We start from the raw sequence: 14418 nt of genomic DNA on the forward strand, positions 1-14418 counted from the left end.
ATAGCCAGCACGTTCAAATCTGATATCTGACGACTGAAAACTAGCTTCTTCGAGGTGACAGCTTAAGGCTTGGAGCTAGGCTTTAGGCACAACTTTATAAATACCTACACCATCAACCCCAAGGTATAAATCTCCATTTGGATGGGTCGCAATACTGCGCACTCTGCCAACACCCTCAAATACTTTGCTGTGGCCAGTGACTTTATTACCATCGAGTTTAACAAGCACAAGGTGAGCAAACTTCATTGAGCCCACGGCTATTTGCCCTTGCCACTGCGGGTATTTATCGCTATTTATAAACGCCATACCAGAGGGCGCAATTGAAGGTACCCAGTACCAATCAGGTTGCTCCATGCCTTCGCGGCTTGTTTCATCAGTGATTTTTGTACCAATGTAGTTAATGCCGTAGGTGATCTCAGGCCAACCATAATTAGCCCCAGCTTTAATAATATTAATTTCATCTCCCCCACGAGGGCCATGTTCATGACTCCAAATTACCCCAGTTTCTGGGTGCATAGCCATACCTTGAGGATTACGGTGACCATATGAGTAAATGCTTTTACGCGCGCTCTTATGGTTATAAAAAGGGTTTGATTCAGGAATAGAGCCATCACTGTTGATACGGTGAATTTTACCCGCATCGTAATCAAGGCTTTGTGGGTGAACATCTCTGTCGCCACGGTCGCCAATCGAAAAATACAAATAACCGTCTTTATCAAACTCAATACGCGAACCATAGTGTTTAGTTGTTGTGGTATTTGGTTCACCATTAAATAAGAGTTGCTGGTCTACAAGCGTCATGTCCTTTAAACGTGCACGCATTATTGAGGTGTTATAGCCTTCATCATCACCTTCATAACCTGAGTAAGAAAGGTAAATCCAGCCATTGTCGGCAAAATTTGGGTCGAGCTCTATATCAAGTAATCCCCCTTGGCCTTCTGCGTGAAGCTTAGGAGTTCCTTTGATTATTTGTTTATCAAGCTGACCATCGCGGATCAGCCTTAACTCACCACGCCTATCGGTCACTAATAAATCACGCTCGTTTAGCCACGCCATACCCCAAGGGATCTGAATCCCTTTACTCACTAATTCAAGCTCATACTTATTGGCACTGGCATCTAACGGAATTGTTTGCTCTGGCTGCGCACATGCCTGAAAGCTGGTTAAACTGATAGAAGCGACGACGAGGCTGCTAAATAAAGACTTTTTCATGGTTACTCCAAATTATTAAGCACAATACTATTAGCCTAGCTTGTTCGTAGGTAAATTGTTATTAACTTTCAGCAAAGTGCGACTATTGGTAGAAAAAGCGGGATAGAACAAAAGCGGTTGTAAGTTAGCCGTAGGCGTGAAATTTATTTCGCGCGAAAAATGAAATGTATGAATGTAGTTGGCTTTTTAATCTCGAATATTAGGCATTACAGTCATGAAAAAACCTGCCAAGTTGATTAACTCGAACCTTCGTCCCTAGATAGCTTTGTTTTAAGTTTACTGGTAGCTTAGAGATATCAGTTACTTAAATGGATTTAATCTACGTATGAAATCAGAAAAGTTTTTCAAATGGGTGTGGAATATTAATGGCCTTGTGTTACTTATTGGCTTAATTATCACAATATTGGTTGTTGGCTATAATCTTGCGAGCTTTTTGTTTAAATCTAATACTCAAATGGATCATCAGGCGCTCAATTTAGCTGAAGATGAAAAGCAGCAAGAAAAGTGGAAGTTAGGGTACCCACGAAAAGTCGCTGATAGCGATTATTATTACATCCCGTTAGAGTCAGAAAAAAGATCGGTTGATATAAAACCTGAATCAGCAGTTTACGAAAGCTTTGGTAGCGGCAGCTACAAATATAATCCCACGCGCTCAAAGAATATCTTATTTATTAATGACAAAACCAATCAAGCAAAGTGGCTATTTAACACAACTGATCAGTTAATCATAGAGTTTGGTGCTTTAAGCAATTACAAAGAGTTTGATACTCGAGCCTACATGGAGCAACAAGTCGATACTCCTCGTGGGGTTTCTTATGAGGTTATCAAAAACGATAGCAATAATGATAAACGGCTTGATGGCAAAGACAAGCGCACCTTTGCGCTTAGCAAGATTGATGGCTCAAACTACACCGAAGTCATTTCAGGTTACAACCGCATTGTAGAGTCTAATCTCAACGCCGAAGGCAATCTATTTGTGGTATTCATCAACAACAACGAAGTTTATTCGATGTTGATAGATCTAGATACATTCAAAGTGATTAGTAAGAGTATGCTGCCGAAGGTCGGGGCATGACCCAAAAATTAATGCTATTTAAAATAATTTGATATTTGGATACATGGTATGGAAAGAAAGGAAAGCGAAGTAATAAGTCAAGACTATCATAAAGAGCTAACTTTATGGAAAAGTCGTTTTAAGATTTCTTTTTATGCTACTCCAATAATAACTATAGTATTTTTCTTATTACAAGCACTATTCACTAGTGAACAGCTATCTACAGATTTTAAACTAATTGAAAACTGGGTTGGCTTTTCTAGTACCTTCAAGTTACCTATAGGTGTCTTTACTTCTATGGTTGCTATTACCTCATTAATAGGGATGTATTTCAGAAGCATTCAAGTTTCACATCAGCTAAATAAAATAGAAAAGCAGTTAGATATTTCTCAACAGCAATTTAATTTGGCCAATAAGAAAGAAAATTTTGTTCTGTTCATAGAACATAGGAAAGCACTGTCTGAGTTAGTAAAATTAGAGCTAAAAGAGCAAATTTCTTATCAGAGCAACATTTTTCAAAGTAGAGATTTTAAATCAGCTTTATGTATTGATAGTCAAAAGCTATATAAAAAATTATTTCCAGAAAATAGCCCCGAAGAAATGGTTTGCTTTGATTTATGGGTGCCTAAAAGTAAAGAGATCATAAATATTGAAGTATTGAGTGAAAAACTATATTCACTAAGTAACCTCGATTTATTAAAAGTTAATTTAATATCTTTGTACTCTTTCTACGAAATGTTTTTAGATTTTGGCGTTGTGTTTCAAATAAACTCTTATGGCTCATGCCAGAACAAAGGAGGGATTGAAATTGCGTATTTTTTCATTGATTTTTATATTGTAATCAATGTGTTGTCTAAACTGGGTCTAATTGAAGAAACTGATACTCAAAGACTTAGAGGAAAAATTATAAGCTTAGCACTTGATATTAATGATTCTCTTATTCCGGAGTAGTTGTTATTCAATCTAAATATCTCGGCGTTAAATCGCCTCTTAGGCTCGAAAAATTGGCTTAAGCTTTTTATGCTTCACATTTCACGGCCTCATGCGTTAACTGTTTAAGTGCGATGATTTGCCCTTGTTGGTTTTGGTCAAGGGCCAGCAGGTCGCCTTGGTGAATGTGGGTATCGAGTGTGCCGTGTTTTTGTAGCTCTTCAAGTAGTGACTGTTTTATTTGTACGAGTATATTTTGCTCGCAGTCTGCGATATACCAATCGTTATCAACACTGACTAAGCGGCCAGTGAAGCGGGTACGGGTTTGATGAGCAGCAAGGGCGTGTTGGTAGTCGGCATCTAGGGTTTGTTTTTGTTGTTTTAGGTTGCTGACATAGCTGCCTTTTGCGTCAAGTTCATGAACTTCAAGCCAGTGGTAATCTGATAAATCTACAGCATATACGTCAGTCAGTTCGCGGTTATTGTATTGCAACATAATAAAGCCCAAAATGGCCAGCGCAGCAAAAACACCTGTCATTTGAAGTCCTAAAAAGCGTTGCTGTTTTGAGCGAGCTTGTTGTGGCTTTTGCATTTGCGTCAGCTGCTCAGGGCTTAAAGTATGCTGTGCTTTGCGTTTTTGATAATGCGCTTTTAAATCGGCATCAAATTGCTCGTCGTTACGCTTCATGATTGCCTCCAAGTTGTTGTTTTAGGTTTTGACGGGCGTATCGCAGCCGAGTTTTTATGGTCTCATGGTTGCTTTGTGTAATGGCAACAATGTCATCGAGGCTAAAGCCTTCTTGCTGCAGGGTCAGTGCTTCTCGCTGCACAAAGCTAAGCGCCATTAGTGCTTTATCAAATGCGTCATAATCGTAGTGATAACTTGCATCGTGTGGCTCAGACACTAGCTGGTTGTCTTCTAGTTCAACAAATTTTTGTTGTTTTCGAAACTCATCAATTAGCACGTTACGCGCTAAACGAAATAGCCACGCTTTTGGGTTGTTTTGCGCGTGATAAAAGTCACGTTTATCAATGACTTTTAACCAGGTTTGCTGGCAAATATCGAATGCTAAATCTTTATCACTTTGTGTTACTAGGTAGTGATAAAGGTCGTTACCGTATTGAGCAACAAGTTGGTTGAGATAACGGTTGTCGCCTGTTTTGGCATACAGCGCCAAACAATCGCTGTTTGGCGTGTCAAATAACCATGTCTTGATGCTCATTAGCATAGGCCGTTATCCATCTATTTTAAAATCAAGTTGAACGCTTTGGTTTGTTTGTAATTGTGCCACACCTTCAACTACTTTGGGGCGGTATTTCCAACGTTTTATAGCGCGAATAGCTTCTCGATCAAATACTCGTTTTGGCTCAGCGTCAATAATGACTGGGTCGATAACTTCGCCGGTGGGTGAAATGCTGAAACTAATTTGCACCCATCCTTCAATACCATCACGTGCAGCAACAGGGGGATACTTAGGGTTAATACGCACGATAGGGGTCGCATCACCGGTTGGTTGATTAATTGCTTTACTGAGTGAGTCGCCAATGCCATCAAATGTCATAGTAGGTGTTGCATCGGAAATGATTATTGTATCTGGGTTTTCAGCAGCTGGCCGCGGGGGCGTTTTCGGTGGCACCTGAGCAACGGGCGGTGGCGGCAAAGTTTGCTTTACTTGCACTTTTGAGTCTTCGGGCACTTGGTAAATTTCAACGGTGATATCGGGGCCCATTTTTATATCTGCGCGTTGCTCTGCTGAAATTAGGTATTGCATAAAGGCAAATGCAGCAAAGGTCATTACCCCGCCACCTATAATTGCGACGGTTGTCTTTAAAGCGCCATTGCTGTTATTCAAGCTTGCTGAGTTTAGTGGTAAAGTATGCATAGCCGTTCCTTTTTGGATAATTGCTTTCATAGCTAAAACGGCTGGCAAATAAAAAAGGGGTGAAACTATTTTCACTTTTTATTTTTTCACTTTAATTAGTGTGATTCTTTAGGTAGTTATGAAACTCATTCAAATAGATAAAGCCCGTTACCGTAAGCATTTAAACCACGTTATTGTAGCGTGTGTTATTGCTTTAGCCGTTGGTAGTTTAGCCATTTCACAAACCTTGATTGCGTTATTCCCAGACCCAAGTGGGAGTCATTTTCACTGGAATCTATTGGGGGTTGTTGTGTGCAGTTTGCTGGTGGGCTTTGTACTCAATAAATACCGCAACCATGATTATATGACCGAGATTGTGTATGTGTGGGAGCTTAAAAAAGCGCTGAATAAGATTACCCGTAAAATGCCAAAGCTAAAAGCGGCTGGGCGTGAGGGCAATGCCGATGCTTTATTAGCGATTCATTACAGCTATGCTGGCTCGCGTTTGTTATGGCAGCTCGACGACAACACCATCACTATGGATGAGCTGGCAATTAAACAAGCTGAGCTTGATAGTGTCGCCGAGAAATATAATTTAAGCCTGGATGCCGAGCGCTATGATGAGGCTATTTTAAAGAACTTTTAAGGACGAGTAATGAAGAAGGTTTTGGTTGTATGTTTGGGTAATATTTGCCGCTCACCAACTGCTGAAGCGGTGCTCAGAAGTCGTGCAAATACGCTTAATGTTAATGTAAAAGTCGACTCAGCAGGCACGATTGGCTATCACCAAGGTAATCCACCTGATTCACGTTCAAAAGCAGCAGGCGAAAAACGAGGCTACAGCTTTAAAGGGATTTATTCGCGCCCGGTTACGCAGGCTGATTTTTATGAGTTTGATTTTATTTTAGCGGCTGACAAGCAAAACCTTGCTGATTTACACGCGCAATGCCCTGAGCATTTGCAATATAAATTGTCGTTATTTTTAAGCCATGGTGATGCGGGCGAGCAAGAAATTCCCGATCCTTATTATGGTGGCGATCAAGGTTTTGAAAAGGTCCTAGATTTAATCGAAAACGCGGCGGATAACTTGCTCAAAAAGCTTTAATTTTTTTAAAAGGTCGCACTGCGACCTTTTAGTTTATTTTGATTAGTTTATTTTAAAGTCGAGCTGAACTTGGGTTGTTGATGCAACGGCATGCCCATCTTCAAATTTTGGGGCATAACGCCACTTTTTCATTGCTTTTATAGCTTCTACTTCGAATGCTTTACCGCCTTTAGACTCAAGTACGGCAACGTTATCTACAAAGCCTGTGGGAGTCACTTCGAACTCCATAATAACAGAACCACTTTGTCTAAGCTGTGCCTTTGACATGGGGTACTTAGGATGCACGCGATACAAGGGCTCTTGCTCTTGGTTGTCTTTCCACGGCACCATTTTTGCGATAGCAATACAGTGCTTGGTTGCTTCATCGCTTTTGCCTATTTTTTCGTATAAATGAACTAGCTTAGAGTGGGCGTCCAGTTCGGCTTTGTGATCAAAACTGAGTGCGTCATCAAATACTTTAACAACATGGTTAAGGCGCTCAATTGCGTAGTCATAATCGTGCCTGCTTTGAGCAAAAGCGGCGGCTAAAAAGTCTGCTTGAATACGCTCTAGCGAGTTACTTGGCACATTATCTTTGTAATATTCATCGGCTTCTTCTAGGTAACGTTTAGCTGTTAAGTAACGTTCACCACTGTTTTTAAGGGCCAAAATACGTGCTGCACTGAGCTTACTGTCGGCAACCAGTTTGTCATTCTTTTGTTGCTCAGCAATGCTAATTAAGTCGCTTAAGTAAGCACTTGCTTTTCTTGCTGATTGAGTCGATTCAGCCATGCCGAGCAGTGCATCATAGACTTCGGTACTGTGTTCACCATGTCTTTTTTCTAAAATAGTGTATGCCGTTTTGTATAACTCGTATTGTTTTTCGTGCTGGTAAGTGGCAAGACTATTTGCGTAGTTAATGGCTAAATTCGCTGTATTATCGGTGTTTTCGCCATACACTTTTTGACCGAGTTGATAGGCTTTTTGCGCAAGTTCGGTAGTGTCTTGTTGGTTTTCAAGCGCAGCTAAATAGGCGCGGTAAGTTTCATTAAACTCACTGTTTATATCTTGATTAGCTAAACAAGGCTGGCTTAATAGTATGCCTAAACATATGGCTAAAGAGGCTTTTTTCATAATAATCCTTATTATATTTCGCAAGTTAGCTTTTAAATAAACCACAAACGAGGGTTACTCATATTTATTAGTCGAGATTAGCAAAAGGTATTATAAATGTCACTTAATTGGGTAATTTCTAGTTAAAAATGCGGAGGAAGTGTTGATGAATACGGCTGTAAAATTAAGCTTGAAAGATGTGCAAAGCTCGTATCTTCGTCTGGTTTGAGTGTATAATACTTGAATTGCTGGTAACTGCCTCAATATTAGTTATCACTCGTCGTATGTTGCATTCTTACAACCTCAAACTGTTGTAATCACATTTGCAGTATTGCATTTATTTTTTTAATTTGGATTTGTCGTGGCGCAAGTAAGAGCAAGAGTCCAGCTAAATGTTGGCAAAAACAGTGATATCCCTGCAGAAATCGTCTCGTTTAGTGGTTTAAATGATGGTCAAGAGCATATTGCTTTAGTATTTAATCAAGCCGACACCGAGCAAGACATCCCCTTAATTCGTATGCATTCAGAGTGCTTAACGGGTGATGTATTTCATTCTTCGCGTTGTGACTGTGGTGAGCAGTTAAATGAGTGCATTGAAATGATGCATGAGCAAGGTGGAATTTTATTATATTTGCGCCAAGAAGGGCGTGGCATAGGTTTATACAATAAGATTGATGCTTATGTATTGCAATCGCAAGGTATGAATACTTACGAAGCGAATAACCACCTAGGTTTTGCCGATGATTTGCGTGATTTTTCTGACGCTGTTTTAATGCTCGAGGCACTTAATCAAAAGCATGTTAAGTTAATGACTAACAACCCAAATAAGCTCAAAGCTCTGCGTGATGCTGGCATTGAAGTTGATTCAGTTGTCGGCACGCATGCACACATTAAAGCAGGTGTTGTTGGTAATCGCGCTTACTTAGAAACAAAAATCAAACATGGTTCACACATGCTTGACATCAAAAAAATTAAAAAGCCTGAATAATTTTCACAGCAGGTGACTATAAACAAATAGCGCACCCAGTTATACTCGGTGCGTTTTGTCGTTATTGAATGAGAAGCTATGTCGATCGAAGTGCGTATTTTTAAAGCCGATGCAGGCGTAAAATGGTTTAAAGCAGGTTGGGAAATCTTTAAGCTGCAACCGTTTACGTTTATTTTAATGCACCTATTAATAGGTGTGATTGGTTTCTTATCGTTAGTGTTACCCCTGCTGCAAGTTGTCGGTGCATTTGTTGCCCCATTTTTAATGGCGGGCTTTTATCAAGCCGTGCTAACTAAACAACAAGGTGGCACGATTAGTCAGGCAGATATCTTTAAACCGTTTACCAATAAAGGGAATCGTATTGGTTTAGTGCGAGTTGCTGTGTATCAAATGGCGGCGGGCATTTTATTAGCGGTGTTATCTAATTTTATCTTTGCTGATGCCTATGCAGTTATTTCAAGTCAAACGTTCGACCCACAAAACCAAACACACATAGCGGATTTACTGGCAACCATTTCTATGGGGCAAGTGGCCGTTTTTTTACTGGCAATCTGTGTGTATTTAACGGCGTTTGCTTATGCAGTCCCCTTGGTTTATTTTCAAAAGCAAACCAACATGTTCCAGGTATTAAAAACCTCGTTCATGGTGTTTTATCATAATATGGCTCCGTTAGGTGTTTACGGTTTGATTTGTGCTGTATTAATGCTGATCTGTATACCTTTATCGTTTATTCCACTATTGGTTTTAATGCCAATTTGTTACATTAGCTTCTTCGTGTCTTTTCAGGCTATTTTTATGCCAGTTGTGCCAAAAAGTGATGACCAACCAAAGACACCAGAAACATCGTCACAATCAGGACGCTTTGACGCGTAATGGATGATAAAGAAAAAAAGTTAAAAAATTACGTACTTTGGTTACTTTCACGACAAGATTACTCGCGTCGCGATTTAACCCGAAAGCTACAACAAAAAGAAGCGACGCCCGAGTTTACAGAGCGTTTGTTAGATTGGTGTGAGTCACACAACTTTATTAACGAGCAGCGCTACTGCGAAGGGTTTGTACGCCGCCATTTAGCGAAGTATCATGGGGCTAAACGCATCCAAAGCGAAGCAATGGCAAAAGGGATAGATCGGGCTTTGTTAGACAAGACGCTCGAAGAGTTCGAAATCGATTGGTTTGAGCTCGCACAGGACGCATATTTAAAAAAGTTTTCAAATTCACGTAAAGAACTCGATCAGAAAGAAAAAGCGAAACGTGTACGCTACTTGATGTATCGAGGCTTTAATTACGAACAAATTGATTTTGCAATGCAAGCACAGCAATAAACGGGTGAGACTTTCACATGCAGCATATGACTACCGCACAGATCAGGCAACAGTTCTTAGACTTTTTTGCCTCTAAACAACACCAAATTGTTCCTTCAAGCTCGCTGATCCCGGGCAACGATGCCACATTATTATTCAATAACGCCGGCATGGTGCAATTTAAAGATGTATTTTTAGGTGCGGAAAGCCGCCCTTATTCACGTGCAACCAGCTCACAGCGTTGTGTGCGCGCAGGTGGTAAACATAACGACCTTGAAAACGTGGGTTACACTGCACGTCACCATACATTCTTCGAAATGTTAGGTAACTTCAGCTTTGGCGATTACTTCAAACAAGACGCGATTAAGTTTGCGTGGCAGTTTTTAACAGAGACTGTAAAGTTACCGCAAGAAAAGTTATTGGTTACTATTTACCACGATGACGAAGAAGCGTTTAACATTTGGCACAAAGAAGTGGGTCTAAGTGAAGACCGCATCATTCGTATTGCAACGAGCGATAACTTCTGGTCAATGGGTGACACGGGTCCGTGTGGTCCATGTTCAGAAATCTTTTATGATCACGGTGAAGAAATTTGGGGGGGGCCTCCAGGTTCACCTGAAGAAGATGGCGACCGTTTCATTGAAATTTGGAACCTCGTATTCATGCAATACAACCGCCATGCCGACGGTACAATGGAGCCGCTTCCTAAGCAATCTGTTGATACTGGTATGGGTCTTGAGCGTATCGCGGCTATTTTACAAGGCGTTCACTCAAACTACGAAATCGATTTGTTCCAAGCACTCATTGCTGCGGCGGCTAAAGTAACCAACGCGCAAGATTTAAATGATAAATCATTACGCGTAGTGGCTGACCACATTCGTTCGTGTGCATTCTTAGTGTCTGACGGCGTTATGCCATCAAACGAAGGCCGCGGTTACGTATTACGTCGTATTATTCGTCGTGCAGTACGTCACGGTAACAAACTTGGCGCAAAAGGCGCGTTCTTCTATAAGCTTGTTGCTGCACTAATCGAGCAAATGGGTCAAGCGTACCCTGAGCTTGCTAAGCAACAAGAAATTATCGAAAAAGTATTACGCATCGAAGAAGAGCAGTTTGGTAAAACACTTGAGCGTGGTCTAGCAATTCTTGAAGAAAGCCTTACTGACATCGAAGGTGATGTAATCCCGGGTGATTTAGTCTTCAAGCTTTACGATACTTACGGTTTCCCTGCTGATTTAACGGCTGACGTTGCGCGTGAGCGTTTCATGACTATTGATGAGCAAGGTTTTCAAGAGTGCATGGCTGTTCAGCGTAAGCAAGCACAGCAAGCGGGTAAATTTGGTGCTGATTATAACCAGCAACTTAAATCTGAAAAACACACAGACTTTAAAGGGTACGATTCAGAGCACTACACTGGCACCGTGGTTGAATTATTTGCTGAGGGCCAATCTGTTTCTGTACTTGAAGATGGCCAAGAAGGTATTGCAATTCTTGACCGTACACCATTCTACGCCGAGTCAGGTGGTCAGGTTGGTGACACGGGTGTGTTAAAAGTGGCGGGTGGTGAGTTTGTTGTTACTAACACTACCAAGCTGGGTAATGCATTTGCGCACCATGGTCGTGTACAAGGCCGCATTGGTACAAACGACAAAGCAGAAGCAACAATTGATGCTGCACGTCGCGATAGCATCAAGAAAAACCATACTGCCACGCATATTTTACATGAAACGCTTCGCCAAATTTTAGGTGATCACGTAAGTCAAAAAGGTTCACTGGTTGACCCTGAGCGTTTACGTTTTGATTTCTCTCACTTTGAAGCCGTAACAAAAGATGAGTTACGTCAAATTGAGCGTGCAGTGAACGACGAAATCCGTCGTAACTTTGCGCTTGAGACTGAGCTTATGGCAATTGATGAGGCCAAGGCAAAAGGGGCGATGGCGTTATTCGGAGAGAAATACGACGACGAAGTGCGCGTAGTCACGATTGGTGATTACTCAATCGAGCTGTGTGGTGGTACTCACGTTAAGCGTGCTGGTGATATTGGTTTATTCAAAATCGTATCAGAAAGCGGCATTGCAGCTGGTATTCGTCGTATCGAAGCGGTAACAGGTGCTGAAGCTGTTGCGTATGTCAGTGAGCAAGAGCAACAGTTAAACGATGTTGCAGCTCTAGTAAAAGGTGATAGCAGCACGGTACTTGAAAAAGTAACAGCACTCCTTGAAAAGTCAAAAGGGCTTGAGAAGCAAATTGCTCAGCTTAACGATAAGCTAGCAAGTGCGGCGGGTGCATCGCTACTTGACTCAGTTGTTGAAGTGAATGGTATTAAACTTCTAGTTGCTGATGTAGCTGGTACAGAGTCGAAAGCATTACGTGGCATGGTTGATGACCTGAAAACGAAGATTGGTTCAGGCGTGATTGCACTTGGTGTAGCAAACGGCGACAAAGTTAGCTTAATTGCCGGTGTAACTAAAGACCTGACAGGCAAAGTGAAAGCGGGTGAACTTGTTAATCACATGGCTGCACAAGTGGGCGGTAAAGGCGGTGGTCGTCCTGATATGGCGCAAGCGGGTGGTACTCAGCCAGAGAACCTAAGCGCAGCTTTAGAAAGCGTAACTAGTTGGTTATCTGAACGTTCTTAATCACTAGTGGCACTTATCGTCCAAAAGTTCGGCGGCACTTCAGTGGGCTCCATTGAGCGTATTGAGGCCGTCGCCGACCTTGTTGTTAAAACAAAACAACAAGGCCATCAAGTTGTGGTGGTGCTCTCGGCTATGTCGGGAGAAACTAACCGTCTGATTGACCTCGCTAAACAAATAGATTCTCGGCCTAGTGCCCGTGAACTCGATGTGTTGCTTACCACTGGTGAGCAAGTGTCGGTATCGTTGTTGGCAATGGCAATAATTAAGCGTGGACACTCAGCTGTTAGCTTACTTGCCGATCAGGTAAATATTCGTACTGACAATATGTTCGGTAAAGCCCGTATTGAAGAAATTGCAGCGACACGGCTAAAGCATGAGCTTGAGCATAACCGGATTGCAATTATTGCTGGTTTTCAAGGCCGTGATATCGAGGGCAATATCACCACGTTAGGTCGCGGCGGCACTGATACCTCAGCAGTTGAAATTGCGGGGGCAATTAATGCCGATGAATGCCAAATTTATACTGATGTTGACGGCGTTTATACGACCGATCCACGCATTGAACCAAATGCGCGTCGTATGAGCCATGTTACCTTTGAAGAAATGCTCGAAATGGCGAGTTTAGGCGCAAAGGTCTTACATATTCGCAGTGTCGAAGCAGCAGGAAAGTATAATATACCGCTCAGGGTGTTATCGAGTTTTAATCCCGATCAAGGGACCTTGATCAGTTTTGAGGAGCCGGATGTGCAAGCAAATATTGTGTCGGGTATTGCGTTTAATCGAGATGAAAGTCTTATTTATGTCAACGCAGTGCCACAAGGAATGGAAAACCTTGCAAAAATTTTGCAACTTTTTGCAGAATTCGGTATCGAAATAGATATGATTAATCAAGTTAATCATAACTTTGAAAAAATAGACTATGCTTTTACTGTGCACACAAATGATTTTGAGCAGGCGCTTGAAATTTTAACCAGTAACCAAAGTGCTATCAAAGCTGAATCTATAAATGGAGTAAGCAATGTTGCCAAGGTATCTGCTGTTGGCGTAGGGATGAAATCTCACTCAGGTGTCGCAAGTTTATTTTTTAATGCACTTGCACAAGAAAGCATCAAAGTGATACTTATATCAACATCAGAAATAAAGATATCAGTTTTAATTGATGAAAAGTATTTAGAACTGGCTGTACGTGCACTACACAAAGTTTTTTTAACTGAAAATGAGTAAGATATAGAGTTTTTACTTACTTTTAGGTCTAGTTTTCATTAAAATGATTTTGACGCGGAATCTTTTAATTTTTTGGAACATGGGAGCAAGAGAATGCTAATACTAACTCGAAGAGTAGGTGAAACCCTAATGATCGGTGACGAAGTAACAGTTACTGTTCTTGGTGTTAAAGGAAATCAGGTTCGCATTGGTGTAAATGCACCTAAAGATGTCTCTGTACATCGTGAAGAAATTTACATGCGAATCCAAGCAGAGAAATCTAACCCTAATCCGGGTAATGTTTAATCAGCAACAAGATTTTTTAAGAGCCACTCATTGAGTGGCTCTTTTATTTAGCACGGTGGTCATTGCTTCGTTTAGCGCTTGCTTTGATAAATACTGCATACCTTTGTCTGCTTTTAAAATATAACCCCGCTCTGTTTCAATAATCTCATTGATTTGCTGCCAACTTAATTGGTAGCTTTTGTAAGGGTTTTCGGCTTTTACACCCCCATCATCAAAACTAACGGTTACTTCACTGCCTGATGCGCGACTCAGCATTTGTCTAGTGACCCACCAAGGGCGTTTGTAGTAAAACGATAAACACTCAACGATAGCCAGCATAAACATAAAGCTGCCAAGGTAATGGTTTTCAAGCATATAAAAGGCAAGTAACCCTAGGCTTATTAGCAATAATAATAATGGATATTTTGGTTTTGCCTGTGAAGAGTAGGGCAATGACTCATCAAAGCACTCATAGTAATAAGGTTTATCTAGTGTGTAAGTTATACTTAGCGACATTCATAGTACTCACATTATTTGATACATGAAGTTTATCATTTTTAGAAAAAAACTACCGTAGTTGGTTTTCATTTTGTTGTCATTATGAGAGCTTATACCAACCTGCAATATTACTTAATCATTCAGAGGGGTTAAACCTGACGCAAGCTGCGTTAAAAGTTTCTATCTAGAACAACGTAATGATGAAGCTTTTCGCCTTGCTATTGCCCGTTTTATCTGTCTCTAAAC

At 41.1% G+C, this 14418-nt stretch carries 16 protein-coding genes; 10 read left to right on the plus strand and 6 right to left on the minus strand.

Annotated features, from left to right (window positions below):
• Positions 1 to 75: 75 nt before the first annotated feature.
• Positions 76 to 1212, minus strand: a complete 1137-nt coding sequence (locus GZH31_RS03980; protein WP_180311405.1) for a PQQ-dependent sugar dehydrogenase — start codon at positions 1210 to 1212, stop codon at positions 76 to 78.
• A gap of 325 nt (positions 1213 to 1537) precedes the next feature.
• Between GZH31_RS03980 and GZH31_RS03985 the strand changes: the two genes are divergently transcribed.
• Positions 1538 to 2287: a hypothetical protein gene (locus tag GZH31_RS03985; RefSeq protein WP_075593833.1), complete on the plus strand. Its 750-nt coding sequence runs from the start codon at positions 1538 to 1540 to the stop codon at positions 2285 to 2287.
• A gap of 48 nt (positions 2288 to 2335) precedes the next feature.
• Positions 2336 to 3217: a hypothetical protein gene (locus GZH31_RS03990; RefSeq protein WP_180311406.1), complete on the plus strand. Its 882-nt coding sequence runs from the start codon at positions 2336 to 2338 to the stop codon at positions 3215 to 3217.
• 67 nt (positions 3218 to 3284) lie between these two features.
• Here GZH31_RS03990 and GZH31_RS03995 read toward each other — a convergent pair whose 3' ends face one another.
• From GZH31_RS03995 to GZH31_RS04005, 3 genes are read right to left on the minus strand one after another with little or no spacing between them, the layout of a single operon-like run.
• Positions 3285 to 3884, minus strand: coding sequence for a hypothetical protein (locus tag GZH31_RS03995; protein WP_180311407.1), 600 nt, complete (start codon positions 3882 to 3884; stop codon positions 3285 to 3287).
• Positions 3874 to 4425: an RNA polymerase sigma factor gene (locus GZH31_RS04000; protein ID WP_065978423.1), complete on the minus strand. Its 552-nt coding sequence runs from the start codon at positions 4423 to 4425 to the stop codon at positions 3874 to 3876. The genes GZH31_RS03995 and GZH31_RS04000 overlap by 11 nt, the downstream gene beginning before the upstream one ends.
• 6 nt (positions 4426 to 4431) lie before the next feature.
• A complete protein-coding gene (locus tag GZH31_RS04005; RefSeq protein WP_180311408.1) occupies positions 4432 to 5079 on the minus strand; it encodes an energy transducer TonB in 648 nt (215 codons plus the stop codon).
• 118 nt (positions 5080 to 5197) lie between these two features.
• Between GZH31_RS04005 and GZH31_RS04010 the strand changes: the two genes are divergently transcribed.
• On the plus strand, positions 5198 to 5704 hold the full coding sequence (locus tag GZH31_RS04010) for a DUF3087 domain-containing protein (protein ID WP_074989455.1): 507 nt from the start codon (positions 5198 to 5200) through the stop codon (positions 5702 to 5704).
• Positions 5705 to 5713: 9 nt separating this feature from the next.
• The gene (locus GZH31_RS04015; RefSeq protein ID WP_180311409.1) at positions 5714 to 6163 is read left to right on the plus strand and encodes a low molecular weight protein-tyrosine-phosphatase; all 450 of its coding nucleotides are present in this window, start codon (positions 5714 to 5716) and stop codon (positions 6161 to 6163) included.
• 42 nt (positions 6164 to 6205) lie between these two features.
• On the opposite strand, the gene GZH31_RS04020 is transcribed toward GZH31_RS04015, so the two are convergent.
• On the minus strand, positions 6206 to 7276 hold the full coding sequence (locus GZH31_RS04020) for a TonB family protein (protein WP_180311410.1): 1071 nt from the start codon (positions 7274 to 7276) through the stop codon (positions 6206 to 6208).
• A gap of 340 nt (positions 7277 to 7616) precedes the next feature.
• Here GZH31_RS04020 and ribA point away from each other — a divergent pair, with 340 nt between their 5' ends.
• The 6 genes from ribA to csrA all read left to right on the plus strand — a co-directional run bounded on the left by ribA (position 7617) and on the right by csrA (position 13695).
• On the plus strand, positions 7617 to 8243 hold the full coding sequence (gene ribA, locus GZH31_RS04025; RefSeq protein ID WP_036970507.1) for a GTP cyclohydrolase II: 627 nt from the start codon (positions 7617 to 7619) through the stop codon (positions 8241 to 8243).
• A gap of 78 nt (positions 8244 to 8321) precedes the next feature.
• Positions 8322 to 9116 (plus strand): BPSS1780 family membrane protein, encoded by a 795-nt coding sequence (locus tag GZH31_RS04030; protein ID WP_065978419.1) that lies wholly within the window; start codon positions 8322 to 8324, stop codon positions 9114 to 9116.
• Positions 9116 to 9568, plus strand: coding sequence for a regulatory protein RecX (locus tag GZH31_RS04035; protein WP_036970503.1), 453 nt, complete (start codon positions 9116 to 9118; stop codon positions 9566 to 9568). The genes GZH31_RS04030 and GZH31_RS04035 overlap by 1 nt, the downstream gene beginning before the upstream one ends.
• Before the next feature lie 17 nt (positions 9569 to 9585).
• A complete protein-coding gene (gene alaS / locus GZH31_RS04040) occupies positions 9586 to 12186 on the plus strand; it encodes an alanine--tRNA ligase (protein WP_065978417.1) in 2601 nt (866 codons plus the stop codon).
• A gap of 6 nt (positions 12187 to 12192) precedes the next feature.
• Positions 12193 to 13410 (plus strand): aspartate kinase, encoded by a 1218-nt coding sequence (locus GZH31_RS04045; protein WP_036970498.1) that lies wholly within the window; start codon positions 12193 to 12195, stop codon positions 13408 to 13410.
• A 93-nt stretch (positions 13411 to 13503) separates the two neighbouring features.
• Positions 13504 to 13695: a carbon storage regulator CsrA gene (gene csrA, locus GZH31_RS04050; RefSeq protein ID WP_036970495.1), complete on the plus strand. Its 192-nt coding sequence runs from the start codon at positions 13504 to 13506 to the stop codon at positions 13693 to 13695.
• Between the two features lie 27 nt (positions 13696 to 13722).
• Here the strand turns inward: csrA and GZH31_RS04055 are convergent, their stop codons facing one another.
• Entirely contained in the window at positions 13723 to 14190 is a 468-nt protein-coding gene (locus GZH31_RS04055; RefSeq protein ID WP_180311411.1) for a YcxB family protein, read from the minus strand.
• Positions 14191 to 14418 lie beyond the last annotated feature (228 nt).

It is taken from the genome of Pseudoalteromonas sp. JSTW (genome assembly GCF_013423925.1).
In the GTDB taxonomy this organism is placed as follows: domain Bacteria; phylum Pseudomonadota; class Gammaproteobacteria; order Enterobacterales; family Alteromonadaceae; genus Pseudoalteromonas; species Pseudoalteromonas lipolytica.

Coding starts and splice junctions, on each gene's coding strand:
- GZH31_RS03980 (WP_180311405.1), bottom strand. CDS start 1,212: ATGAAAAAGTCTTTATTTAGCAGCCTCGTCGTCGCTTCTATCAGTTTA.
- GZH31_RS03985 (WP_075593833.1), top strand. CDS start 1,538: ATGAAATCAGAAAAGTTTTTCAAATGGGTGTGGAATATTAATGGCCTT.
- GZH31_RS03990 (WP_180311406.1), top strand. CDS start 2,336: ATGGAAAGAAAGGAAAGCGAAGTAATAAGTCAAGACTATCATAAAGAG.
- GZH31_RS03995 (WP_180311407.1), bottom strand. CDS start 3,884: ATGAAGCGTAACGACGAGCAATTTGATGCCGATTTAAAAGCGCATTAT.
- GZH31_RS04000 (WP_065978423.1), bottom strand. CDS start 4,425: ATGCTAATGAGCATCAAGACATGGTTATTTGACACGCCAAACAGCGAT.
- GZH31_RS04005 (WP_180311408.1), bottom strand. CDS start 5,079: ATGCATACTTTACCACTAAACTCAGCAAGCTTGAATAACAGCAATGGC.
- GZH31_RS04010 (WP_074989455.1), top strand. CDS start 5,198: ATGAAACTCATTCAAATAGATAAAGCCCGTTACCGTAAGCATTTAAAC.
- GZH31_RS04015 (WP_180311409.1), top strand. CDS start 5,714: ATGAAGAAGGTTTTGGTTGTATGTTTGGGTAATATTTGCCGCTCACCA.
- GZH31_RS04020 (WP_180311410.1), bottom strand. CDS start 7,276: ATGAAAAAAGCCTCTTTAGCCATATGTTTAGGCATACTATTAAGCCAG.
- GZH31_RS04030 (WP_065978419.1), top strand. CDS start 8,322: ATGTCGATCGAAGTGCGTATTTTTAAAGCCGATGCAGGCGTAAAATGG.
- GZH31_RS04035 (WP_036970503.1), top strand. CDS start 9,116: ATGGATGATAAAGAAAAAAAGTTAAAAAATTACGTACTTTGGTTACTT.
- alaS (WP_065978417.1), top strand. CDS start 9,586: ATGCAGCATATGACTACCGCACAGATCAGGCAACAGTTCTTAGACTTT.
- csrA (WP_036970495.1), top strand. CDS start 13,504: ATGCTAATACTAACTCGAAGAGTAGGTGAAACCCTAATGATCGGTGAC.
- GZH31_RS04055 (WP_180311411.1), bottom strand. CDS start 14,190: ATGTCGCTAAGTATAACTTACACACTAGATAAACCTTATTACTATGAG.